At 66.3% G+C, this 22,104-nt stretch carries 22 protein-coding genes and 1 pseudogene; 16 read left to right on the top strand and 7 right to left on the bottom strand.

The annotated features are described in order from the left end of the window. Positions 1-62 precede the first annotated feature (62 nt). Positions 63-1,430: an FAD-binding oxidoreductase gene (locus EB75_RS16660; RefSeq protein WP_073696460.1), complete on the top strand. Its 1,368-nt coding sequence runs from the start codon at positions 63-65 to the stop codon at positions 1,428-1,430. Here the strand turns inward: EB75_RS16660 and EB75_RS16655 are convergent. Next, positions 1,405-1,680, bottom strand: a complete 276-nt coding sequence (locus EB75_RS16655) for a hypothetical protein (RefSeq protein WP_073696459.1) — start codon at positions 1,678-1,680, stop codon at positions 1,405-1,407. The two genes, EB75_RS16660 and EB75_RS16655, sit on opposite strands and share 26 nt — an antisense overlap. Before the next feature lie 142 nt (positions 1,681-1,822). On the opposite strand from EB75_RS16655, the gene EB75_RS16650 reads away from it, so the two are divergent. The 3 genes from EB75_RS16650 to EB75_RS16640 are packed head-to-tail and all read left to right on the top strand — an operon-like array spanning position 1,823 to position 4,737. Further along, on the top strand, positions 1,823-2,251 hold the full coding sequence (locus tag EB75_RS16650; RefSeq protein WP_073696458.1) for a three-helix bundle dimerization domain-containing protein: 429 nt from the start codon (positions 1,823-1,825) through the stop codon (positions 2,249-2,251). Positions 2,252-2,296: 45 nt separating this feature from the next. Next, positions 2,297-3,451, top strand: a complete 1,155-nt coding sequence (locus EB75_RS16645; protein ID WP_073696457.1) for an acyl-CoA dehydrogenase family protein — start codon at positions 2,297-2,299, stop codon at positions 3,449-3,451. Further along, positions 3,451-4,737 carry a ClC family H(+)/Cl(-) exchange transporter gene (locus EB75_RS16640; RefSeq protein WP_073696456.1) on the top strand — a complete coding sequence of 429 codons (1,287 nt, stop codon included), beginning with the start codon at positions 3,451-3,453 and terminating at the stop codon, positions 4,735-4,737. Before EB75_RS16645 ends, EB75_RS16640 begins: the two co-directional genes overlap by 1 nt. Position 4,738: 1 nt before the next feature. Here EB75_RS16640 and EB75_RS16635 read toward each other — a convergent pair whose 3' ends face one another. Further along, entirely contained in the window at positions 4,739-5,752 is a 1,014-nt protein-coding gene (locus EB75_RS16635; protein ID WP_073696455.1) for an NAD-dependent epimerase/dehydratase family protein, read from the bottom strand. 146 nt (positions 5,753-5,898) lie between these two features. Further along, positions 5,899-7,413: a sensor domain-containing diguanylate cyclase gene (locus EB75_RS16630; RefSeq protein ID WP_168176055.1), complete on the bottom strand. Its 1,515-nt coding sequence runs from the start codon at positions 7,411-7,413 to the stop codon at positions 5,899-5,901. Between the two features lie 386 nt (positions 7,414-7,799). Between EB75_RS16630 and EB75_RS16625 the strand changes: the two genes are divergently transcribed. Together EB75_RS16625 and EB75_RS16620 are read left to right on the top strand one after the other, a co-directional pair. Further along, positions 7,800-8,936, top strand: coding sequence for a GGDEF domain-containing protein (locus EB75_RS16625; RefSeq protein ID WP_073696453.1), 1,137 nt, complete (start codon positions 7,800-7,802; stop codon positions 8,934-8,936). A 77-nt stretch (positions 8,937-9,013) separates the two neighbouring features. Further along, on the top strand, positions 9,014-9,991 hold the full coding sequence (locus EB75_RS16620; RefSeq protein ID WP_083612349.1) for a Dabb family protein: 978 nt from the start codon (positions 9,014-9,016) through the stop codon (positions 9,989-9,991). On the opposite strand, the gene EB75_RS16615 is transcribed toward EB75_RS16620, so the two are convergent. Then, a complete protein-coding gene (locus EB75_RS16615; protein WP_073696452.1) occupies positions 9,988-10,875 on the bottom strand; it encodes an SDR family NAD(P)-dependent oxidoreductase in 888 nt (295 codons plus the stop codon). The two genes, EB75_RS16620 and EB75_RS16615, sit on opposite strands and share 4 nt — an antisense overlap. Before the next feature lie 63 nt (positions 10,876-10,938). Continuing rightward, positions 10,939-11,853: an acetoacetate decarboxylase gene (locus tag EB75_RS16610; RefSeq protein ID WP_073696451.1), complete on the bottom strand. Its 915-nt coding sequence runs from the start codon at positions 11,851-11,853 to the stop codon at positions 10,939-10,941. Positions 11,854-12,045: 192 nt separating this feature from the next. Here EB75_RS16610 and EB75_RS16605 point away from each other — a divergent pair, with 192 nt between their 5' ends. The 5 genes and pseudogenes from EB75_RS16605 to EB75_RS16585 all read left to right on the top strand — a co-directional run. Beyond that, the gene (locus tag EB75_RS16605; RefSeq protein WP_073696450.1) at positions 12,046-13,011 is read left to right on the top strand and encodes an alpha/beta hydrolase; all 966 of its coding nucleotides are present in this window, start codon (positions 12,046-12,048) and stop codon (positions 13,009-13,011) included. Next, positions 13,008-14,582, top strand: a complete 1,575-nt coding sequence (locus EB75_RS16600) for a succinic semialdehyde dehydrogenase (RefSeq protein WP_073696449.1) — start codon at positions 13,008-13,010, stop codon at positions 14,580-14,582. The genes EB75_RS16605 and EB75_RS16600 overlap by 4 nt, the downstream gene beginning before the upstream one ends. Next, on the top strand, positions 14,579-15,016 hold the full coding sequence (locus tag EB75_RS16595; protein ID WP_073696448.1) for a nitroreductase family deazaflavin-dependent oxidoreductase: 438 nt from the start codon (positions 14,579-14,581) through the stop codon (positions 15,014-15,016). Before EB75_RS16600 ends, EB75_RS16595 begins: the two co-directional genes overlap by 4 nt. 7 nt (positions 15,017-15,023) lie before the next feature. Continuing rightward, entirely contained in the window at positions 15,024-16,121 is a 1,098-nt protein-coding gene (locus EB75_RS16590; protein WP_073696447.1) for a saccharopine dehydrogenase family protein, read from the top strand. A gap of 30 nt (positions 16,122-16,151) precedes the next feature. Beyond that, positions 16,152-16,259 (top strand): annotated as a pseudogene (locus tag EB75_RS16585) (PPOX class F420-dependent oxidoreductase); the annotation flags it as partial. A gap of 225 nt (positions 16,260-16,484) precedes the next feature. Here the strand turns inward: EB75_RS16585 and EB75_RS16580 are convergent. Continuing rightward, positions 16,485-17,174 (bottom strand): type 1 glutamine amidotransferase domain-containing protein, encoded by a 690-nt coding sequence (locus EB75_RS16580; RefSeq protein ID WP_073696446.1) that lies wholly within the window; start codon positions 17,172-17,174, stop codon positions 16,485-16,487. 157 nt (positions 17,175-17,331) lie between these two features. On the opposite strand from EB75_RS16580, the gene EB75_RS16575 reads away from it, so the two are divergent. The 5 genes from EB75_RS16575 (at position 17,332) to EB75_RS16555 (ending at position 21,950) form a co-directional block, all read left to right on the top strand. Then, on the top strand, positions 17,332-18,357 hold the full coding sequence (locus EB75_RS16575; protein ID WP_286150221.1) for an AraC family transcriptional regulator: 1,026 nt from the start codon (positions 17,332-17,334) through the stop codon (positions 18,355-18,357). A 47-nt stretch (positions 18,358-18,404) separates the two neighbouring features. Then, positions 18,405-19,400 carry an AraC family transcriptional regulator gene (locus EB75_RS16570; protein WP_286150220.1) on the top strand — a complete coding sequence of 332 codons (996 nt, stop codon included), beginning with the start codon at positions 18,405-18,407 and terminating at the stop codon, positions 19,398-19,400. Positions 19,401-19,425: 25 nt separating this feature from the next. Continuing rightward, on the top strand, positions 19,426-20,265 hold the full coding sequence (locus EB75_RS16565) for an oxidoreductase (RefSeq protein WP_073696444.1): 840 nt from the start codon (positions 19,426-19,428) through the stop codon (positions 20,263-20,265). Position 20,266: 1 nt separating this feature from the next. Next, positions 20,267-21,262, top strand: a complete 996-nt coding sequence (locus tag EB75_RS16560; protein ID WP_073696443.1) for an NAD(P)H-quinone oxidoreductase — start codon at positions 20,267-20,269, stop codon at positions 21,260-21,262. A 76-nt stretch (positions 21,263-21,338) separates the two neighbouring features. Continuing rightward, positions 21,339-21,950 (top strand): phosphatase PAP2 family protein, encoded by a 612-nt coding sequence (locus EB75_RS16555; protein WP_073696442.1) that lies wholly within the window; start codon positions 21,339-21,341, stop codon positions 21,948-21,950. Here EB75_RS16555 and EB75_RS30300 read toward each other — a convergent pair. Continuing rightward, a complete protein-coding gene (locus EB75_RS30300) occupies positions 21,904-22,104 on the bottom strand; it encodes a three-helix bundle dimerization domain-containing protein (RefSeq protein WP_502689378.1) in 201 nt (66 codons plus the stop codon). The two genes, EB75_RS16555 and EB75_RS30300, sit on opposite strands and share 47 nt — an antisense overlap.

Genomic DNA, 22,104 nt, shown 5'->3' with positions numbered 1-22,104 from the left:
GCCAAATCCACCCAGCGGACCAAGTCGGTCCATCGCGGCTGCCGGGTCGATACAGTCCGACGATGCACGCCGCTGCGCTCAACCGTCTGGCCGACGCTCTGCCGGACGGCGCGCTGATCACCGACCCCGACATCATCGAGCGTTACCGCCGTGATTCGGCGGCCGATCCGAACGCCGGCACCCCGCTCGCGGTGGTCCGTCCGGCCAGTACCGCCGAGGTGCAGCAGGTGCTGCGATGGGCCTCCGACCACCGCATCGCCGTGGTGCCGCGGGGCGCCGGATCGGGCCTGTCCGGCGGCGCCGACGCCATCGACGGGTGCGTCGTGCTGAGCACCGAACGCATGCGGGACATCCGGATCGACGCGGGCACCCGCACGGCGGTGGTACAGCCGGGCCTGACCAACACCGAAGTCAAGCGGGCGGCCGCCGAACACGGCCTGTGGTACCCGCCGGACCCCTCCTCCATCGACATCTCGTCGATCGGCGGCAACGCGGCGACCAACGCGGGCGGCCTCTGTTGCGTGAAGTACGGCGTCACCGGTGATTATGTGCTCGGCATGGAGGTCGTGCTCGCGGACGGCACCGCACTGCGGCTCGGTGGCCCGCTCCTGAAAGACGTTGCGGGACTGCCGTTGACGAAGTTGTTCATCGGATCGGAAGGCATTCTGGGTGTCATCACCGAGCTCACGTTGCGGTTGATTCCCGCCCAGCCGCCGGCCTCGACGGTGGTGGCCCTGTTCGACTCCGTCGAAGATGCCGCCAACGCCGTCGTGGCCATCACCGGCGAAATCCGCCCGGCGATGCTGGAATTCATGGACCACGCGAGCATCAACGCCGCCGAGGACCACATGCGGATGGGCCTGGACCGGTCCGCCCGCGCCATGCTGTTGATGCAGTCCGATGCCCCGGGCGCCGCCGCCGGGGAAGTGGCGACCATGATCGCCCACTGCGAAAAGTGTGGTGCCACGGAGGTTTTCGCCACCGACGATCCCGCCGAGGGCGCCGCTTTCACCGCGGCGCGGCGCGGCATGTTCGGGGCGGTCGAGAGGCTCGGCAGCCTGCTGTTGGAGGACGTGGGTGTCCCCATACCGCAGCTGCCGGCGATGGTCACCGGCGTCGAGGACATCGCCGAGACCTGTGATGTACAGGTCTACATGGTGGCGCACGCCGGGGACGGCAACACCCATCCGATCATCGTGTACGACCCCACGGATCCCGACGCCACCGACCGCGCCCAACGCGCGTTCGCCCGCATCATGGAGCTCGCCATCGGACTGGGCGGCACCATCACCGGCGAACACGGCGTCGGACGGTTGAAACGAGACTGGCTGCCCGCGCAGCTGGGCGACGACGTCATGGCCCTGACCCAGCGCATCAAAGACGCGCTGGATCCCCTGGGCATCCTCAATCCTGGTGCGGTACTGCGATAGTCGTCTCGACGTGTGCCCGCACCCGTCCGGCCTCGTCGCACCAACCCTTACTCGCGGCGTATGCGAGCATCCCGGCCAGGTTCTGCTTCCACTCGTCGTCACCGCCGCGGCCGGCAAGTTCGGTCAGCACGTCCGGGGCGATCCAGGCGTGTTCAGGCACCTCGACAACCACCTTGAACGCCGTGAAGTCGTCCGGTTCCCGTACCTGGACGACAGGTGGGACCTGGGTGGGATCGATGTGCAGGTACATCCGTACTCCTTCGTTGACCGTCGCCGCCGATTGTGGGCAGAAACAGTGGCCGCTGACGGCGCCTGTCCCACCCCGTGACGCGAAAAGTCGATCTCACGTGCGCGTCGCCTGGCGGTAACCAACGATCCGTACAGTCGCTGTCATGCCCGATGAACCGACGAGCCTCGCCGAGCAGACCTTCCAGGATCTGCTCACTGCGGCCATCACGCGGGGACACCGGCCGCCACCCACCACGATTCTGGGCCCGACCTGTTGGATTGCGCTCGACGCGCTGGCCCGCGAGCACCCGGATGCCACCCCGGAGCAGGTCGTCGCCGCGTTCGACGCGTTCGCGATCGAGCATCTGGACACCGAGCCGGGCGACGCGGAAATGGACCTGACCACAGCGCGGGCCGCCGAATACGCCGCCATCGACGCCCTGGTGGCGCAACTGACCATCACCTATCCGAACATCGACCCCCGGACCGTGACGGCCGTCGTCCGCCGAATTCACGCCGACTTCCACGATCACGCGGTGCGGGACTTCATCCCGTTGTTCGTGGAGCAGGCCGCGCACCGGAAACTCGCCTAGCGCGAGCGGCTTCGAGAGCGGCACCGCCCTGGCAAGGTAGTGCCCGTGTCCACACATCTGACGGCCGAAGAGGCCATGCTCGTCGAGACCGTGCGCGCGTTCATCGAGCGGGACGTCAAGCCCTCGGTGCGCGACGTCGAACATGCCAACACCTATCCCGAGGCGTGGATCGAGCAGATGAAGCAGATCGGCATCTACGGACTGGCCATCCCGGAGGCGTACGGCGGGTCTCCGGTGTCGATGCCGTGCTATGTCGAAGTGACACAAGAACTCTCGCGTGGCTGGATGAGCCTGGCCGGGGCCATGGGCGGGCACACCGTGGTGGCCAAACTGATCGGCCTGTTCGGCACCGAAGAGCAGAAGCAGACATACCTGCCGCGCATGGCCACGGGTGAACTGCGCGCGACCATGGCGCTGACCGAACCCGGCGGCGGCTCGGACCTGCAGAACATGGCGACCACCGCGCGCCCGGACGGCTCCGAGTTGGTGATCAACGGGTCCAAGACGTGGATCAGCAATGCGCGCCGGTCGGGCCTGATCGCGCTGCTGTGCAAGACCGATCCCACCGCCGAGCCTCGGCACAAAGGCATTTCGGTGGTGCTCGTCGAACACGGACCCGGGCTGACGGTGTCACGGGATCTGCCCAAGCTCGGGTACAAGGGCGTCGAATCCTGCGAGTTGACGTTCGACGACTACCGGACCCCGGCATCGGCGATCCTCGGCGGCGAGCCCGGCAAGGGCTTCGGTCAGATGATGAAAGGCCTTGAGACAGGCCGGATTCAGGTCGCCTCGCGCGCCCTCGGCGTCGCGACCGCGGCGTTGGAGGACGCGCTGAAATACGCCCAGGAGCGCGAGAGCTTCGGCCGGCCCATCTGGAAGCACCAGTCGGTCGGCAACTACCTCGCGGACATGGCCACCAAACTGACGGCCGCGCGCCAGCTGACACGGTATGCCGCCGAGCGTTACGACAGCGGCGAACGATGCGACATGGAGGCGGGCATGGCCAAGCTGTTCGCGTCGGAGATCGCCATGGAGATCGCGCTCAACGCGGTCCGAATCCACGGTGGCTACGGCTATTCCACCGAATACGACGTCGAACGCTACTTCCGCGACGCGCCGCTGATGATCGTCGGCGAAGGCACCAACGAAATCCAGCGCAACGTCATCGCAGCGCAACTGGTCGCGCGCGGCGGTCTGTGATGGGTAAGAGCCGCGCCAGCGACGTCGTCGGGTTCGTCCTCGCCGCGGCCGTCGTCGGCGCGTTGACGGGACTGGCCGCGGCCAGTTTCCGGGTACTGCTCGACCACGCCACGCTCTGGCGCGCCTCGCTGTCGCACTGGTCGCACGGCAGTTGGTGGGGTCCCTTCGTCGTCATCGCGATCTGCGCCGTCTGCACCGCGGCGGCGGCGTCGCTGGTGCGGCGCGTCGAGCCCAACGCCGAAGGCAGCGGCATCCCACGCGTCGAAGCCGTCGTCGCCGGCCGCGCCGAGCCGGGGCGCTTCAGGATCCTGCCGATCAAATATCTCGGCGGGCTGTTGTCCCTCGGGTCGGGCCTGGCCCTCGGACGGGAAGGGCCGTCGGTGCAGATGGGTGGTTCCATCGCCATCATCGTCGCCTCGGCGACCCGGCGTTCCCAGGCTGATCTGCGCGTCCTCGCCGCCGCCGGCGCCGCCGCCGGCCTGGCGACCGCGTTCAACGCGCCCATCGCCGGCGGGGTCTTCGTCCTGGAGGAGCTGGTAAAGCGGTTCGACCCGCGCACCACGGTCGCCACCCTGGTCGCGTCGGCATCCGGGTTCATGGCGGCCTATCCGTTCGTCCACTCGGGCAGCGAATTCCAGGTGCCGTCCTTGGCCGATCCACAGCTGGCCGAATCGGGGTGGGTGCTGGCCGTCGGCGTGCTCACCGGTGTCCTGGGCGTGCTCTACAACAAGGCCATCATGTTCGGTCTGCGCACGGCAGACACCAGCCGGTGGCCGGTCGAGGTCCGCGCCGCACTCATCGGCGCCGGGGTCGGGGTCCTGGTCTGGTACTCCCCTGATCTCGCCGGCGGAGGCGACCACCTCACTCAAGAGGCGCTGCTCGGACACGGGGCCATCGGGGCAGTGACCGCGGTGCTGATCCTGCGGTTCGTGCTCGGTGTCGTGTCGTATGCCGCGGGGACCCCGGGCGGTCTGTTCGCCCCGATGCTCGTCCTCGGGGCCGACGTCGGGTTGATCGTCGGTCTGATCGCGGCCCACGTCGCGCCGCATTCCGCGCCCAGCCCGGCCGCCCTGGCTCTCGTCGGGATGGCGGCGTTCTTCACCGCAACCGTTCAGGCGCCGGTGACGGGCCTCATCCTCGCCACCGAACTGACCGGGAGCACCAATCAGCTGCCACCGATGCTCGGCGCCTGCGCGACGGCTCTGCTGGTCGCCATCGCTCTGGGCTCACGCCCGATCTACGACCTGCTCACCGACCGGGCGGCCGCATCCAAGGTGACGACGTAGCTCAGCGCAGGTTGCCGGCGTATCTGGTTCCCAGCGCACCGATCTCGATGAGCCACAGCAGGGTGTCGGTAACGGTCTCTTCGAACGGGCGGGCCTCGATGCCCAGTTCTTCTGTGGTCAGCGACGTGTCGAAGCGGGTGTCCCGCTCGGCTAGTTCGACGGTCTCCGCGTCCGCGGGCAGGTGCATGTTCCCGGGCAGGACCTTGTTCACCAATTCGGCGAATTGGGTGAACGGCTTGGCCACCATGGCGGGTGCGCTGATGAAAGGTAGCCACCGGCCGGTGATCTTGTGGAGCGTGCCGTTCATCAAGTCGCCGTCCAGATGATGCCCGGGTACCACGTAGCGTCGCGGTCCATAACCCTGCGCCATGCAGGCGGCGACGACGTCCGCGACGTCGCGGACGTCGACGTAGTGCGCGCCCCCGCTCGGCCAGATCGGGAAGCGTCCCTTGACGATCCACTTGAAGAGCTCGGCCTGTGTTCCCACGTAGGGATCGTGCGGGCCCAGCACCCCACCGGGGTACACCGACACCACCGGCGCCCCGATCGACTGGAACGCCCGGATCTGTACCTCGGACTCACGTTTCGACTTGGCGTACGGCAGGTCGACGTCGCCCAGCGGCAGGTCGGGACCGCCGCCATCACGACACGTCAGCGCGACGGTCGACGAAATGTGTATGACGGGATCGAGTCCGCGCTCCACCGCTCCGCCGACGACCAACTCCGTCGCCCGCAGGTTGGTGCGGGTGATCTCCGCGGCCCGGCGCGCGTCCAGGCTGAAGACGGCGGCCGCATGCACCACCGCTTCCACGCCGTCGAGCGCGGCAGCCACGACCTCGGCGTCGAGCACATCCCCGACGACGAGGTCGTCGACCGAAACCTCGAGCGGTCCGAGCGATATCGGGACCTGCTCGGAACGACGGACCAGCATCCGCACATCGTGCCCATCGCGGATCAGCGCGGAGACGATGTGCGCACCGACAAAGCCCGTCCCCCCGGTAACCAGAACCTTCATCTTCCGTCCTTCCCAGGGACTTGGCGGCCAGTGTCGGTATGGCGATAGCTCGACAAAGTCGCTGGTGCGCATCGCCGCACGCGCACCCTATCGCCGAGAAGCTGTCATTCGCTTGAAAATGGCGCCGAGTTTGCCGCTGGTAGGAGTCAGTGACGATGGTCAGCGCCAGAACCGGCCGCGTCGACCGCTTCCTCGGCGCCAACGGGGTGGTACCGGTTGCCGCCGGCTCGCTTCGCCACGAACATCGCAGTGTCTGCTGCGTGGATGAGCTCGTCCGCGGAGTTTCCGTCGTTCGGATAGTTGGCGATTCCGACGCTCGCGCTGATCGACGCGGTGACAGCGACACCTTGTTCCCCGAGGCAGTACGGCGCACTCAGATGGCCGACGAGTTTCTCGGCGATGGACTCAGCGCCATCAGGTTCCGTCAGGAGGATTGCAAATTCATCGCCGCCGATCCGCGCGACCGTGTCGCCGGCCCGGGTACGAGTCCGCATGCGCTGGGCGATGGCGATCAACAATTGGTCGCCGACGACGTGGCCGTGACAGTCGTTGACAGGTTTGAAGCCATCGATGTCGACGTACGCGATCGCGAACGGCTCATCAGCAGCTATGAGTCCCGCGAGGCGGTCGATGAAGACGGTCCGATTGGGCAATCCGGTCAACGAGTCGTGCGTCGCCTGATGTCGGACTTGGCTTTCCGTGAACTGAAGGACACCTGCGTATCGGCGCCACCGCGCGAGAGCTGACACCAGCGTGAGATACAGCAATGTGGCGAGGAGGCCCATACCCGCCACCAGCCACGGAGCCACAGCCGTCGTATCACTGCTGAACCCGTCAGCGGCGATGTAGCGCACATGCCAGTCGACATTGGGGACGACGGTCGAGACCTCAGGACCTGGTCGTGCCTGCGTCCCGAGCGGAACGGGCGCACCCCGTGCAGTCACACCATCGGTTGAGTACAGCAGCTGGCCACTCCGGTCGCTCACCTCCATTCGTACCGAGGTGTCACCGTCGTTCACCAAGCCGGCCATGAATGGCTCGGCCCAGAACGCCGCGCCGACTGAACCGATGAGCTTGTTGTTGACCTGCACCGCCAGAAAGCACAGAAACCCGACACGGCCGTCGTCGTCACGCTCAATGCCCATGTCCAACCGCGTCGTCCACGCCGGTACACCCGGCCGACTCCACGCCAGTTCCACCGCCTCACCGCGCGTCTGCTCCTGCAGCGGATCCGTGCCGAGCACACTGCTGTTGACGCGCGAGAAAGGTGCGATGTAGAGCACCGGCGCGGCAAAGGAAGAAGTCTTGGTTCGCGTCAAACCGGGCGGATGGACGTGAAAGTCCGCCCATATGGGGTCTTGCCGACGAACGGAGTTGACGAAGGCCGGGACATCAGCAGCAGCCACCGCCGGGGCGAAATACACCGCTTTGATTCCGGGATACCGCTCGTCGATATGGAGCCCCGCGACAAACTCATCAAATTCGGTGCGGCCGACGGACGGCGACGACTGAAAGAGGCTGGCAACACCGAGGAGTACTTGCTCATACGCTCGGAACCGCCGTTCGATAGCGGCATCGAGAAGCGCCGCGTGGAATGACAGCCGCTGCGTGTCGACGCCACGGATGTGGTGGCGGGTGACCAATATGGCGGAGAGCGTCAACGAAAGCATGACGACGACGACGCAGACTTGCGATATCCGGTCCCGCCAGCGGACACGACACCTTCGCTCCCCCACGCACGTAGCCTAGACATTTCGCACCCGTTGCAGCAACCTCTCCGATCAACCAATAACTGCCTTTACAATGCAACAACCGCTGTCATATTGATGTTCAGTGAATTTCAACCGACTCTTCAAATGCCGCAGGATGGCGCCGCACGGCGGCAGGCGACGCAGCGGAACCACCCACGCACCCGGCGAAACCACGTTGTTCTCGGGAAAACCGCAACATGTTTGCTCCCCACCACTTGAGGTGGTGGCAGATGGCGAATTAGAGTTTGCTGAACAGAGGCGTGCCAACCGCCGGATGCGGCCACTCGGGAGGTCGGATGGATGCTGTCTCGGACGTGTGGACCCAGGTCGTTTCACTCAGTTTCATCATCAGCGCCGCGATCATGTGGGGCATCTGGCTCATCGAGCGCGCGCACACCTATTTGCTGATGCTCGGCGCAGCAGCGGCGGTCATCGCGTTGAGTTTCCTCGCCGTGGATGTGCCACTGGTTGTCAACCACCAAGTGGCGGCCACGGCCATCGCCTTCATCATCGGCCTCTTCCTCGCGCAGGAAGGCGTCTCACGTCGGGGCACCCGCCCAGGCTCGTCATCGGTGCCGTTCGTCATCGCGACGGCCGGAATCTGTGGCGTCGTCGGTGTGGTGCTGAACGGGCACGGTCACCAATTGGCATGGCAGGTCCACATCCAGGACCTCACTGCCGCCGCACTCAGCCTGTGTGTCCTCTACCGCAGACGGTTGTTCGTCGGCGAGCGACGCGGAGATCGCCTTCTGGGCGTGATGGTCCTGGCCACCTTCGTGTACTTCCTCATTCGATCCTGGGTCGGCCTCGATCACGACGCGCTCTGGACCGGGCACCGCCCCGGCTTCGCCGCATTCACCCCTCCGTATGTCATTGCGTGGGCTGCGCTGGTGCTCGTACTGGTGGCGATTCTCGCAGTCCAAGAACTGTGGGAATACTGCGACGCTCTCCGCCTGGAACGCGACACCGATGTTCTCACCGGTGTTCTCAACCGACGCGGGTTCCAGGCGACAGTGGAACGGATGTTGGCGTCCGCCGATGATCACACCGAGTCGACACTGCTGGTCTTCGACCTGGACAAGTTCAAGCCCGTCAACGACCGTCTCGGGCATGCCGCCGGCGATGACGTGTTGCGGAACTTCGTGACGGTCATGAAGTCCGCGGGACGCCGGTCCGACGTGGTAGGCCGGTTGGGCGGCGACGAGTTCGCCGTATTCCTGCACGGGGCGACATATGCCGACGCTCTGCATGTCGGGCAGCGCATCCGCCGTGAACTCGCCAAGGCCCCGTTCAACCACTTCGCCGAGACCGCCCCCGTCACCGTGAGTTTCGGCATCGCCACCGCTAGCCCGCATACCGCGCTCGCTGACGCCATCTCGGCCGCCGATGCACAGCTGTACCAGGCGAAACGGCGGACAGCGCAAGGAGCATGATCCGAACCACGGCGGCGCCCTCCCGATGGCCGGGAGCGCACCGCGCGCCGCGTAGCCCCGGACCATAGCGTCGACTCATGGACGAGGTCTTCGTCGTCGACCGTGTGGTGACCGCTCCCGGATGCGCCCAGCGATTCATCGACGCCTACCTGGCCGGCTACGCCCCGGGCGCCCGCGGGCGAGGCATGACCCTGCGGGACGTTCTGGTGAGTCCACCGATCTGGTTCGACGACCAGACCAACGTCGTGACCATCACCTGGACACTGCGCGATGCCGCCGCATGGTGGCAGATGACGTGGCACGGTCGCTCCGACCCCACGCTGGCGCAATGGTGGGACAGCATCACCGATCTCATCGTCTCGCGCGAGCGCAGCGTCGCCGCCGCACCCGAAAATGCCGTCCCCGCAGCAGAAGTCGTCGTGTCGAGTGCGCCGGAGGCACCCGTCTACTGCGTGACGCGCCTTGTCGACGCCGCCGAACCCGAGCGGCGCCGCGTGCTGGAAACCCTCCGCTCTGCTGCGCGCAGCAGCGGGGCCGCGTCGTTTGTCGTGGAACCGACGTTGCCCGGGTCCCGCAACGGCGGCGACCTCCTGGTGCACCTGCGGTTCGCTTCTCAAGCTGTCTGGGAACAAAGCACTTTCGACGATTGCCTGGCCGACCCGGCCGTCACCCACGTCAACGGTGCGACCTACCGCGGCACACCGAACCGCCGCGGCACCGGCACCGTCTACCGCGCGTTGTTGCTCCGCGTCGACCCGGCAGCGGACGCCGCGACCGTGGCCCGGTTCGAAGGCGAACTGATGTCGATGCCCGGCTTCGTGTCCACCATCAAGGCCTGGCAGCTCAGCCGCGTCGAGACCTCGATGGGCTCCAGCGCGTGGACGCATGTGTTCGAGCAGGAGTTCACCGACGTCGACGGGCTCTTGGGCCCCTATCTCATGCATCCGATCCACTGGACCGTCGTGGATCGCTGGTTCGACCCCGAGACCACCGATGTGATCGTGCGAGATCGGTTGTGCCACAGCTTCTGTGAGCTGCCGGCGCCGGTTCTCTAGAGCCCCGCAGGTTTGATGTTCGGGTTCGCCGTCGCGGGTGGCGCGAGCGGCTCCAGCACCGTGCGGCCGTCCAGCGAGTGCACTGGCAGCTGCTGGGACCACGGGTAGTGCAGGCTGAATGCGACCAGGCCGGTGCGCTCCTGCGCGGGTACGTGGCACATGGCCAGGACCGTCTCGGCGAGATACTCGACGGGTTCGGTCGGGAAGCTGTCCGGAATCAGGGACGCCGCACCAGGGGTGCGGATTGCCGTCGACGGTCCCACCGCATTGACCGCGATGTTGTCGCCGAGCAGCTCGGCCGCCACCCCCTGGGTGAAGCGGTGCAGCGCCGCCTTGCAGGACGCGTAGATCACGTCGCCGGCGGTCTTGTTGTAGTCGCGGTACGGCCGTTCCGGGTCCATGCCGGTCACCGAACCGATGTTCACAATCCAGCCGGCGCCCTGCTTCCGCATATGCGGCACAGCGGCTTTCGCCAACACGAACGGCGTGCGCAGGTAGTGCTCCACCGTGCGGTCGAAGGTCTCCAGCGTCATCTCGTCCACAACGGAGTAGTCGGCGTACCCGGCGTTGTTGACCAGGATGTCGAGCCGCCCGGTGCGCGCCACGACGGCCTCGACAAGACCGTCGCGCGCTGCCGGGTCCTCGAGGTCGGCCGCCAGCCCGAAGGCCGAACCGCCGACCTCTTCGATGAGCGCGATGGTCTCCTCGATGGAGCCGGGGATGGCCTGCGTCACCCCGGCACGCACCGAGGGTGACGGGGTGTACGCCCGCGCGGTCACCGCGACGGTGGCGCCTTCGGCCGCCAGGCGTTGCGCGATGGCTCGCCCGATGCCGCGACTGCTACCCGTTACCAATGCGGTCTTGCCCGCGAGAAGCCCTGCCATTTCCCGAAATTAGCCTCCGGGCACGGCGGATGGCCGGCGCGTGACCGCTGGCCGGGATCCCGCTCAGCCGAAGGTGTTCAGGGGCCGCGGCAGGTTCAGCACCAGCTGCGCGTCCCTCGCCACATCCAAGCTCAGGATTCGGGAGGCGCCGAGTCCGTCGAGCAGGTCGCTCAGCGGACCGCCGTTGCGGTCGATCGTGACGTCGCGCGGGAAGCTGCGCTGTGCGTAGGACAAGGTGTTCGACTGCACCGACGTCTGGTGCCATTGGCCGTCGACCAGATGGATCATGGTGTTGGTGCCCATGCGGGACTGCGACGGCACGTCGGTGAACTCGGGCCGCGGCGCCGTCAGGATCACGTCGGGTTTCCCTGTGGGACCGGCGATTTCAGCGCGCACGGTGTCGCCGATGTCGACGCTGATGTCGGTGCGCCACTTGGGCAGCTGGTACCCGTTGACGCCGCGGACCCGGGCGATCTCGGTGGTCACCGGGAGCGCGAGGACGTGCGCGTAGAAGTTCCTGCGCCGCAGGGCATTCAGCAGTTCGAGCTCGGGCAGGATGCCAGACACGAGGCCGTGGTCACCGGGCTTGCGGATGACGGCCGCGACGGACACCTCGTCGTAGGGATCGTTGTCGCATACCGAGTACGAGAAGAACGTCAGCGCGGCGATGCCGTAGCCGGGAGCGGCACGCAGCGGCTCGAGTGGCGCGGGCAGCATCGCGGCCAACCGGTCCAGCGGCGCAAGAAGATTCGCCTGCACGATGCTCGCGCGATAGTAGAAGTTCGGTGCCCACAGCGGCCCTACCCGCGAATCGACCTGAACCTTCGGGATGCGCCGGAACCAGTCGATGTTTCCGACGGCCGGGTCTTGTGCCACCTCGTCGAGGTTCGGGTTCGAGCGGTAGCGGTCGTAGTAGCCGCCCTTCGGCACCTCGACGGTCTGGCCGGCGAATTCGACCTCGGTGACTTGCGTAGCCATGGTGATGGACCTCGTCCTTCCGTAGGGGTTGACAGCTCAAGGCTGACAGGACGCCGCCGCGCTCCACAGGTGCCGGATGGCCAATAACTTGTGAGAAGTGGCCAAACAGGTGTCAGCCGCAGGCAGGTGGACAACGATCAATCAGGTCCCACCTCATCGAGCAGTGCCAACCCGTGAGCAAGAGGAGACACCATGACCGCTATCAAGCCCGTCCTGGAACCCGAAGCCGTCGCGTTCTGCGAGGCCACCGACACTCCGCCGTTCCTCTATCAGCTGCCGCCCGCCGAGGGCCGCAAGACGGTCGACGAGGTGCAGTCCGGTGACGTCGCGATGCCGGACGTCGACGACGAGTGGATCACCGTCGAGGGCGGGCCGACGGGTTCGGTGAAGGTGCGGATCATCAAACCGGCAGGAGCCACCGGCCGATTGCCGGTGATCTTCTACATCCACGGTGCGGGCTGGGTCTTCGGCAACGCGCACACGCACGACCGCCTGGTCCGGGAGTTGGCTGTCGGGGCCGACGCCGCCGTGGTGTTCCCCGAATACGACCTGTCCCCCGAGGCCAAGTACCCGACGGCCATCGAGCAGAATTACGCTGCCGCACAATGGGTATTCGTCCACGGTGCCGAAAAAGGCTTGGACGCTTCCCGGTTCGCGGTCTCGGGCGATTCGGTGGGTGGTGACATGGCCGCCGTGCTGACGCTCATGGCCAAGGACCGGGGCGACGTCACCATCTGCCACCAGGTGCTCCTCTACCCCGTGACCGCAGCGGACTTCGACACACCGTCCTATCACCAGTTCGCCGAGCACTACTTCCTGAGCCGCGAGGGCATGAAGTGGTTCTGGGACCAGTACACCGAGAACGACGCACAGCGCGACGAGATCTACGCGTCACCGCTGCGGGCAACCGTCGACCAACTCTCCGGTCTACCAACGGCTTTGGTGATCACCGCCGAGGCCGACGTCCTCCGCGACGGCGGCGAAGCCTACGCCGCCAAGCTGCGCGAAGCAGGCGTCCCCGTCGTGCAGGTGCGCTTCGGCGGCATCATCCACGACTTCATGATGCTCAACACGCTCCGGTCCACCCACGCGGCCACGGCCGCAATCAAACTCGCGCAGGACACGCTGCGCGCCGCCCTGCAGGAGAAGACATCATGACCACATTCGCAACCCCACCCGTGGCCGGCACCCGCAGCGCGCTGCTGAAGGACCTGGCCGGCCGGGTCCAGGCTCTCGACCCCGGCACGCGCCTCGACGTCCTCAACTCGATGACCGGCCAAGTGCTCGCGGACGTTCCGCGGTGCACCCCGGCCGATGTCGCGGCCGCCGCCGCCCGGGCCCGCGCGGTCCAACCGACTTGGGCCGCAACACCTGTCGAGGAACGCGCGGCCATGCTGATGCGTTTCCATGATCTGGTGCTCGACCGCCAGGACGAGGTGCTCGACCTCATTCAGCTCGAGAACGGCAAGGCACGACGGCACGCCTTCGAGGAGATCATCGACGTCGCCATGGTCTCCCGCTATTACGCGAACACCGCTGCCGGCTACCTCGAGCCCAAACGCCGCCAGGGTGCGCAGCTGGCCCTCACCGAGGTGTGGGAACTGCATCACCCGAAGGGCCTCGTCGGCGTCATCTCGCCATGGAACTACCCGCTGACGCTGGGCATCAGTGACTCGATTCCGGCGATCGTCGCCGGCAACGCGGTGCTGACCAAACCGGACCAGCAGACGCCGTTCGCCACGCTGTGGGCGGTACGGCTGCTCGAAGAGGCCGGTATGCCAGAGGGTTTGGTGCAGGTGGTGACGGGTTCGGGTGCCGAGCTGGGCACGTCGATCATCGAGCAGTCGGATTTCCTGATGTTCACCGGATCGACGGCGGTCGGGCGCACGGTCGCCGCACAGGCGGGTGAGCAGCTGATCGACTGCTCTATGGAGTTGGGCGGCAAGAACGCTCTGTTGATTCTCGACGACGCCGACGTGAACAAGGCCGTCAACGGCGCGATCCGGGCGTGTTTCTCCAACACCGGCCAGCTGTGCATTTCCATCGAGCGCATCTACGTGCCGGCGGCGATGTGGGATCAGTTCTCCACCCGGTTCGCCGCTGCAACAAAGAAGATGAAACTCTCCGGCGCGCTGGACTATTCGGCCGACATGGGATCACTGATCTCCGAGAAGCAACTCACGACCATGACCCGCCACGTCAACGACGCGGTGGAGAAGGGCGCCGTCGTCCTCGCCGGCGGGCGGCCCCGTCCCGACCTCGGACCGTACTTCTACGAACCGACCATCCTGACCGGCGTGCACGACGGCATGATCGTCTACGCCGACGAGACCTTCGGTCCGCTGGTTTCGCTCTACCGGGTGGAGAGCGAGGCCGAGGCCATCGACAAAGCCAACGACAGCCCGTACGGCCTGAATTTCAGTGTGTGGACGTCCAACCCGAAGCACGGGCGCGAGGTGGCCGCCAAACTGCAGGCGGGCACGGTCAATGTCAACGAGGCCTATGCGGCCGCGTGGGCATCGGTCGACGCGCCGATGGGCGGCATGAAGGCGTCCGGCATGGGCCGCCGGCACGGTGAGCACGGCATCCTCAAATACACCGAGTCCCAGACGATTGCGGTCGAGCGGCTGTTGCCGGTCGGCGCACCCACCTGGCTCGGCGCGGGTACCTACGCCCGCGTCATGACCAAAGGCATACGCCTGCTCCGTCGAATCCCGGGCGTCAAATGAACAGCAACACCCTGAGCGACGCCGGCGCCAAATTGATGAACTGTGCCCACCGCGCTGTTCTGACTCTCAGCGGAAACCGATTGCTGGCCAAACCCTTTGGCATGGCACTGGTTGAGCTGCACACGACCGGTCGTAAATCCGGGCTGCCGCGCTCGTGCTATCTGACTTCACCCGTTCACGATTCGCAGCGCGTGGTGCTGGTTGCATCCAAAGGTGGCGACGACCGCAACCCGGACTGGTACCGCAATCTCCAGGCCAACCCCGACTGCGAGGTCGTGATCGACGGTCAGCGACATCAGATGCGCGCCCGCACCGCAACTGCCGCGGAAAAAGCCGAGCTGTGGCCGAAGATCGTCTCCGCCTACCGCGGTTATGCCGATTATCAACGACGGACCAGCCGCGACATCCCGGTTGTGCTCTGCGAACCGAGATGAGCAACGAATGACCCATCAGATCATCGTTTTCGGGGCGACCGGGTACACCGGCGGTCTCGTGACCGAGGCGCTGGTGCGGCGCGGAGTGCGACCGGTGCTGGCCGGACGTGGCGCCGAACGACTGGCCGCACTGGCGCAGCAGTTCGGTGGGCTCGACTACCGCATCGCCGACGTCGGCGACCCCGCCAGCGTCCGCGCCCTCGTCGACAAGGGCGACGTCCTCGTCACGACGGTCGGCCCGTTCGAGCAGTTCGGCCATCCGGTCGCGCAGGCAGCGGCCGATGCCGGCGCCCACTACCTCGACTCCACAGGCGAGGTCGGCTTCGTCCGCGAAGTGTGGGAGCGGCACGACGCCCTGGCCCGGGCGGCCGGGGCCATCATCGCGCCGGCATTCGGGTACGACTACGTGCCCGGCATCCTGGCCGGTGCCCTCGCCGCGCGGGCCGCCGCCACCGCGGTCCACTCGATCGACGTCGGCTACTTCGCTATCGGCTCGCTGCGCAACGGCCTGAGCGAGGGCACCCGAAAAACCATGGCGGAGGGGCTGATTCTGCCTGCTCCGGTATGGCGCGACGGCCGCCTGGTCGATGAGAAGACCGCGCACAAGGTGCGTGAGTTCAGTGTGCGCGGCAAGCGAAGGAGTGCATTCCTGGTGTCGGGCACCGAGGTGCTGTTCCTGCCGTCGCAGGTACCCGGGCTGCAGTCGGTGACGGTCTACAACGGCTGGTTCCCGCCGCTGAGCCGCGGCATCCAACTCGTCTCTGCCGCTGCGAACGCCACGGCGAAGCTGCCGCGCGGCCGCGACCTGGTCAACGCCATCTCGGCCCGCACCGTCGGCCCCGGCGGCGGCCCCGACGCGGCCGAGCGGGCCCGCACCCTCAGCCACGTCGTGGCGGTGGCGCGTGATCAACGTGGCACGGCGGTCTCCGAGGTCCACGTCGAGGGCCCTAGCCCCTATTCACTGACTGGTGAGCTGATGGCCTGGGCTGCAGACCAATTGGCCTCTGGAGCCGGCAAGACGCCCGGCGTCGTCGGGCCTGTCGAAGCGTTCGGGCTCGACGAACTCGTCGCCGGTGCCAAGGAATGCGGCATGGTGGAGGTATGAGTACTGATTGGGATGCCGTCGGACGGGCGAATCCTCAACCGTAAGTACTGGCTCATGGGACCGCTCAGCGAGTTCGGCGTCTGGATCACCCGCCGTCAGCAGAATTCGTTCGCCATCGAGATCTCGCCCCGCCCGTAGCGCGTCCGGGCCGAGAGCCGGCATTTGCTTGTCGAATGCCCAGCAGGCGGAGACTCGTGACTGTGCCGCCAGATCGTCGATTTCACGGATTCGTCCGTCTGACTGCACACTCGCCAAAGTCGGTGAACAACATCAGGCCACGAGTGTGCAATCAGCGCGCCTCAACCATGGTTCTGACGATCTGTACGCACCCTCGACCCGGATCCTGCCCGGCTCGGCAGGACACTAGACCCCGAGGACTTCGACAACCTTCTTCGCCGTGGCTTTGGCCGACCCCGGGTTCTGGCCGGTCACGAGGCGACCGTCGGCAACGACGTACGACGCGAAGGGAATCAGCCCCTTCTCGTACAGCGCGCCGCGCTTCTTCATCTCCTCTTCGACGTTGTAGGGCACCAGCTTGTCGACGCGGGCCACCACTTCCTCGGTCCAGGAGAATCCGGTGAGCTTGCGGCCCGCCACCAACAACGACCCGTCCGACAGCGTGGTGTTCAGCAGCCCGGCGTAGCCGTGGCAGACCGAGGACACGACTCCCCCACGTTCGAAGATCTCTCGCGAGATACGTTGCAGCCCTTCACTGTCCGGGAAGTCGAACATCACTGCGTGACCGCCGGTGAAGTAGATGGCGTCGAAGTCCGCCGAGTCGATGTCCGCGGGCGCGGCGGCATTGGCCAACAACGCCATCTTGGCATCGTCGGCTTTCCACGCCTTGGCGCTCTTGTCGTAGTTGGGGAACTTGAGCGACCGCGGCTCCAGCGGGGAGAGCCCGCCCTGCGGACTGACGATCGTCTGCTCGTAGCCGGCCTCGGCGAAGACGTGATAGGCGTGGGTCAGCTCCGACAGCCACAAGCCGGTGGGCTCGGACGGGTCCTCGTAGTGCGAGACGTTGGTGACAACGTTCAGGATGCGCTTGGTCATGCGGCCAGAATTCCGCAGCCGAACCCGTGGCGCCAGAAAGTGGCCACTTCTCACAACTTGTTGGCCATCCATCACCTATTGCGCAACCAGCCACCAGACCTAGGCTCGGTACCGCAGGATGACAGCAAACCGTTCGACACAGCCGATTGAGGACCATGTGAGTAGTCACGATGTTCTTCGTTCACCCGCGGGCGTGGCGCTGCTCGTCGACCTGGCTGCGGACCACGGCATGGCCGACGTGGATTCTCTGCATGGCACCCCGCTGACCCGGACCACGCTCGAAGATCTCGACGCCGAGGTCCACCTTCGGGACGAACTCAAGATCATCTCGAATATTCTTGGCGGTCTTGATGTTCCGGGCTTGGGCATCGAGGCCGGTCTCCGGTGCCATGCCGCGTCGCCAGGAATCTGGGGCCTGGCGCTCATGAGCTCCCGCACCCTGGGCGACGCACTGGCAGTGGGCGTATCGCTGGCCTCGCTGAGTTTCTGCCTGTGCCGGTTGACGGTCTCTGCGGACGCCGGGGACAGTTACGGCCGACTGATTCTCGATCCGTCTCACCTTCCCTCCGACATCCGCTCGTTCGCCGTCGAACGCGACAGCGCCGGCATCCAGACTCTGCAACGCGATCTGCTGATGTCATCCGACGTGCAACTACAGGTCGCCTACACCATGGCGCGCCCCTCGGAGGACGTCGTACAGAAGTACGTCGACGTGTTCGGCATCGAACCCGAGTTCGGCGCACCACAGAACTGCCTCATCATCAGCCTCGAGTCGTTGACCAAGCCGCTACCGCAAGCGAATCAATACGCCCGCTCGATGGCCGAGAAGCAAGCGGTCGAACTGTTGCGCGAGAGGTCGGCACGCGCCGGCGTCGCGGGGCTTCTCCGCGACATGATGCTGTCGAACCCGTCGCCCGTGCTGACGCTCGATGACGCTGCCCGGCAGCTGACGGTCAGTGCCCGCACGCTGCGGCGGCATCTCGCCCAGGAGGGCGTGTCGCTGCGTGATCTGCAGGAAGAAACCCGGGAAGCACTCGCCGAGGAGTTGCTCGCCGACGGCATGCCCGTTGCGGAAATCGCGGAACGCCTTGGCTATTCGCAGACCTCCAGTTTCACCCAGGCGTTCCGGCGGTGGAAAGGCATGGGGCCGCGGGACTATCGTGAGCGGGCTCGTGACCGATGACGACGCTCGATCTGCAGTCCAAACGGTCAGCTGCCAGCTTGGCACTGATGGTCGAGTGGGCAACCGAACTCGGCTTGACCCCGCAGCAATGTCTCGCCGGCACCAGGACGACGCCTGCCGCGATTCGCGTCCCCGATGCCGAGGTCACCGCCCAGCAGGAACTCAAGGCCATCGCCAACATCGTTGCCTCGTTGGGTGATCGCCCAGGACTCGGGCTGCAGGCCGCAGCACGCTATCCGGTGACGGCGTTCGGGGTGTGGGGATTCGCCATCCTCACCAGTCCGACCGTGGGTGAAGCGATCGACGTCGCCGTGCGATTTGTCCAGCTGAGCTACGCCTTCTGTACCTTCGAGGCCCGTCGGCACGGTGACGACCTCTCGATCGTCATCGACGCCCGCGCGGTGCCCGCATCGATCCGCCGGTTCGTCCTCGAACGCGACGCCGCGGCCATCCCCAATCTGTGTCGCGAGGTCCTCGGCGCCGAGCCGCCACCGAGCCGCATCGCATTCGCCCTGCCGGATCCCGGGTCGGCGGTGTCGTTCTATGAAGAGATGTTCGGCGCCGCACCCGAATTCGGCGACGCAGAGACCTCGGTCACCCTCACCGCCGACCTGTTGAACGTCCCTCTGCCGCAGGCGAGTAGCCACACCGCCAAACTCGCCGAGCAGCAATGCCGCCTGCTGCTCGAACAGCGGGAAGCTCGCACCGGTCGCGCCGGTCTGGTCCGCGACCTCCTGTTGGCCGACCCGGCCAACCCACCGAGCCTGGCCCAGGTGGCGGACCGGTTGTCCTGCAGCACCCGGACTCTGCGGCGCCAGTTGGAGGCCGAGGGCACGTCGTTCCGGAAACTGCTCGACGAAGTGCGCCATCACCTCGGCACAGAGTTGCTCCAGAGCGGCATGACCGTCGAGCAGGTCTCGAACCGCCTGGGATACACCGACGTCAGCAATTTCTCGCACGCCTTCCATCGCTGGAACGGCTCCAGCCCGCGCGCCTACCTGGCCCGCCGAACACCGTACGCAAAGCCGAACCGAACGCACTAGTCACAACCAAACCCAGGAGGACCGCATGTCTGTTGTACTCATCACCGGTTGTTCGAGCGGTATCGGCGAGGCCACCGCCGCCGATCTGGTGGCGCATGGCCACACCGTCTATGCCACGGCGCGGCGTCCTGAGACCCTGAAAGCCCTGGCGGACAAGGGCTGCCACACCGTCGCGCTCGACGTCACCAACGAAGAGTCGATGGCGGCGGCGGTGGCCGCCGTCGAGGACGAAGCCGGTTCCATCGACGTGCTGGTGAACAACGCGGGCTACTCACAATCGGGCGCCGTAGAGTCGATTCCGCTCGACAACATCCGAAAACAGTTCGAAACCAACGTGTTCGGGCTCATCCGCATGAGCCAGCTGGTGCTGCCGGGCATGCGGGCGGCAGGCAGCGGACGCATCATCAACATCGGCTCGATGGGCGGCAAGCTCACCTTTCCCGGCGGGGGCATCTACCACGCCACCAAGTACGCCGTCGAAGCCATCTCCGACGCCATGCGGTTCGAGGTCCAGGGGTTCGGGGTCCAGATCGTGCTCATCGAACCCGGGCTGATCACCACAGGTTTCGCCGACACCGCCGTCGGGTCGGTCGACGGCTTGAACGACGGGCCCTACGCAGAGTTCAACGCCCGGGTCGGAAAAGTCACCGCGGACATCTACGCGGGTCACGTCGCCAAATTCCTCGGCGGCAACCCAGATTCGGTCGCCGAAGTGGTCCGCAAGGCGATCGAAGCCAAGAGCCCCAAAGCTCGCTACACCGTCACCCCGAGCGCAACGCTGAGCATCCTGCAACGTCAGCTGACCCCGGACAAGTTCTGGGACCTGGCCATGCGCGCCCAATTCCCCGTCCCTGGAGGCAAGTAGCATGTACGCGATCACCCTCAACGGCCACGGCGACCCAGAGGTCATGGAATGGGCCGAGGTCGAGGATCTGCCCGCACCGGGCCCCGGCCAGGTCGCCATCGACGTGGTGGCGGCGGGAGTCAACCGCGCGGATGTCATGCAGCGCATGGGTTTCTACCCTCCGCCACCGGGCGCCAGCGACATCCCGGGCCTCGAGGTGTCCGGCTACATCGCCGAAGTCGGTGCCGGAGTGCAGGATTGGGCACCCGGTGATGCGGTCTGTGCCCTACTGGCAGCCGGCGGCTATGCCGAGCGGGTCAACGTGGCCGCGACCCAGGTACTGCCGGTTCCGCACGGCGTGAGTGTGACAGCCGCGGCGGCCCTGCCGGAGACCGCGGCCACCGTCTGGTCGAACATCGTCATGACCGGCGGACTGCAGAGCGGACAGACACTGCTGATCCATGGCGGCGGCAGCGGAATCGGCACGCACGCAATACAGGTGGGCCGCGCGCTAGGCGCCAACGTGGCGGTGACGGCCGGCACCCAGTTCAAGTTGGACGCTTGTCGCGAACTCGGCGCGCAGACGTTGATCAACTACCACGACCAGGACTTCCCCGCCGTGGTCAACGCCGAATACTCCGGGGCCGACGTCATTCTCGACATCATGGGCGGCAGTTACCTCGGCAAGAACGTGGAAGCCCTGGCCGAGAATGGGCACCTGACCATCATCGGGCTGCAGGGCGGATCCGTCGCTGAGCTGAATCTCGGTGCGCTGCTGTTCAAACGCGGCTCGATACACGTGACGAACCTGCGTCGCCGGCCCGAGACCGGCCCCGGCTCCAAGGCCGAGATCATCACCGCCCTGCGGCAGCACCTGTGGCCGCTGATCGACGCCGGTGCCGTGGCGCCGGTCGTCGCGGCGGAGGTGCCGATCGTCGAGGCCCCCGAAGCGCACCGACTGCTCGACTCCGACAAGACGGTCGGGAAGGTGCTGCTGGTCGTCAGGCGCTCCGGTTAGCATCCCATCGCCGACCGCGGAGCGGCATCATTGACGCTGGCTGCAAACCACGACCGGCGACCCGAAAGCTTCGGCGATGAACCTCGACCTACGAATCTTCCACGCCATCAACGATTTCGCGCGCGATACCCCGTGGCTGCATCCATTGCTCGCGTCGTACGCCAACGACGGGGTTCTCGTGTTCGCCGCATTGCTGTTGGCCGGATGGTGGATTGCCCGGAAGAGCCCTGACCCGATGGCCATGGTTGCAGCACTGTGGGCACCGTTGGGTGTGTTGGCGGCCGTGCTGGTCTATGACCCGATCGCCCTGTCTGTCAACGAGACCCGCCCGTGCAATGCACTCCGCGACATCGTCGTCTTGCACTGCAACACCGACGGCGGCTTCCCGAGCATCCACGCCGTCGTCGCGGCTGCTGCCGCCGCCGGATTGTGGCTGGTGAACCGTCGTCTCGGCATCGTGGCTGCATTGGCTGCGGGCTTGATGGCGTTCGCCCGCGTCTATGTGGGCGCTCACTATCCGCGCGATGTGCTGGCAGGCCTTGCCCTGGGCGGTGTGGTCAGCTTGGCCGGATATCTGCTTGCCCGGCCAATCCTGCGCAGACTTGTCGGCCTCCTGGAAAAGACCCGGTTGCACGCCCTCGTCACGACGTCGCCGGACGCACCTGAGCCGCGACGCAATGATCCATAGCCGCAGCGGCGTTCGCCATTTGACGGCGTTCGCGACGGATTCGATCAGCCACGATGCGCTCGACCAAGAGTGGGACGAACGCTTGGATCGGGGCGTCTGCGAACCGCATCGCAGCCTCCCGGCACCACCGCGTGATCTCGGTTTCCCGTGCCAT

This window comes from Mycobacterium sp. ST-F2 (genome assembly GCF_001905655.1).
Taxonomy (GTDB): domain Bacteria; phylum Actinomycetota; class Actinomycetes; order Mycobacteriales; family Mycobacteriaceae; genus Mycobacterium.
The sequence above is the reverse complement of the archived record's forward strand: the minus strand, read 5'-3'. Positions and strand labels throughout refer to the sequence as shown.

Excerpts from the sequence above, each read along its gene's own strand:
- EB75_RS16660 (WP_073696460.1), top strand. The coding sequence starts at position 63 with ATGCACGCCGCTGCGCTCAACCGTCTGGCCGACGCTCTGCCGGACGGC.
- EB75_RS16655 (WP_073696459.1), bottom strand. The coding sequence starts at position 1,680 with ATGTACCTGCACATCGATCCCACCCAGGTCCCACCTGTCGTCCAGGTA.
- EB75_RS16650 (WP_073696458.1), top strand. The coding sequence starts at position 1,823 with ATGCCCGATGAACCGACGAGCCTCGCCGAGCAGACCTTCCAGGATCTG.
- EB75_RS16640 (WP_073696456.1), top strand. The coding sequence starts at position 3,451 with ATGGGTAAGAGCCGCGCCAGCGACGTCGTCGGGTTCGTCCTCGCCGCG.
- EB75_RS16635 (WP_073696455.1), bottom strand. The coding sequence starts at position 5,752 with ATGAAGGTTCTGGTTACCGGGGGGACGGGCTTTGTCGGTGCGCACATC.
- EB75_RS16625 (WP_073696453.1), top strand. The coding sequence starts at position 7,800 with ATGGATGCTGTCTCGGACGTGTGGACCCAGGTCGTTTCACTCAGTTTC.
- EB75_RS16620 (WP_083612349.1), top strand. The coding sequence starts at position 9,014 with ATGGACGAGGTCTTCGTCGTCGACCGTGTGGTGACCGCTCCCGGATGC.
- EB75_RS16615 (WP_073696452.1), bottom strand. The coding sequence starts at position 10,875 with ATGGCAGGGCTTCTCGCGGGCAAGACCGCATTGGTAACGGGTAGCAGT.
- EB75_RS16610 (WP_073696451.1), bottom strand. The coding sequence starts at position 11,853 with ATGGCTACGCAAGTCACCGAGGTCGAATTCGCCGGCCAGACCGTCGAG.
- EB75_RS16605 (WP_073696450.1), top strand. The coding sequence starts at position 12,046 with ATGACCGCTATCAAGCCCGTCCTGGAACCCGAAGCCGTCGCGTTCTGC.
- EB75_RS16600 (WP_073696449.1), top strand. The coding sequence starts at position 13,008 with ATGACCACATTCGCAACCCCACCCGTGGCCGGCACCCGCAGCGCGCTG.
- EB75_RS16595 (WP_073696448.1), top strand. The coding sequence starts at position 14,579 with ATGAACAGCAACACCCTGAGCGACGCCGGCGCCAAATTGATGAACTGT.
- EB75_RS16590 (WP_073696447.1), top strand. The coding sequence starts at position 15,024 with ATGACCCATCAGATCATCGTTTTCGGGGCGACCGGGTACACCGGCGGT.
- EB75_RS16580 (WP_073696446.1), bottom strand. The coding sequence starts at position 17,174 with ATGACCAAGCGCATCCTGAACGTTGTCACCAACGTCTCGCACTACGAG.
- EB75_RS16570 (WP_286150220.1), top strand. The coding sequence starts at position 18,405 with ATGGTCGAGTGGGCAACCGAACTCGGCTTGACCCCGCAGCAATGTCTC.
- EB75_RS16565 (WP_073696444.1), top strand. The coding sequence starts at position 19,426 with ATGTCTGTTGTACTCATCACCGGTTGTTCGAGCGGTATCGGCGAGGCC.
- EB75_RS16560 (WP_073696443.1), top strand. The coding sequence starts at position 20,267 with ATGTACGCGATCACCCTCAACGGCCACGGCGACCCAGAGGTCATGGAA.
- EB75_RS16555 (WP_073696442.1), top strand. The coding sequence starts at position 21,339 with ATGAACCTCGACCTACGAATCTTCCACGCCATCAACGATTTCGCGCGC.
- EB75_RS30300 (WP_502689378.1), bottom strand. The coding sequence starts at position 22,104 with ATGGCACGGGAAACCGAGATCACGCGGTGGTGCCGGGAGGCTGCGATG.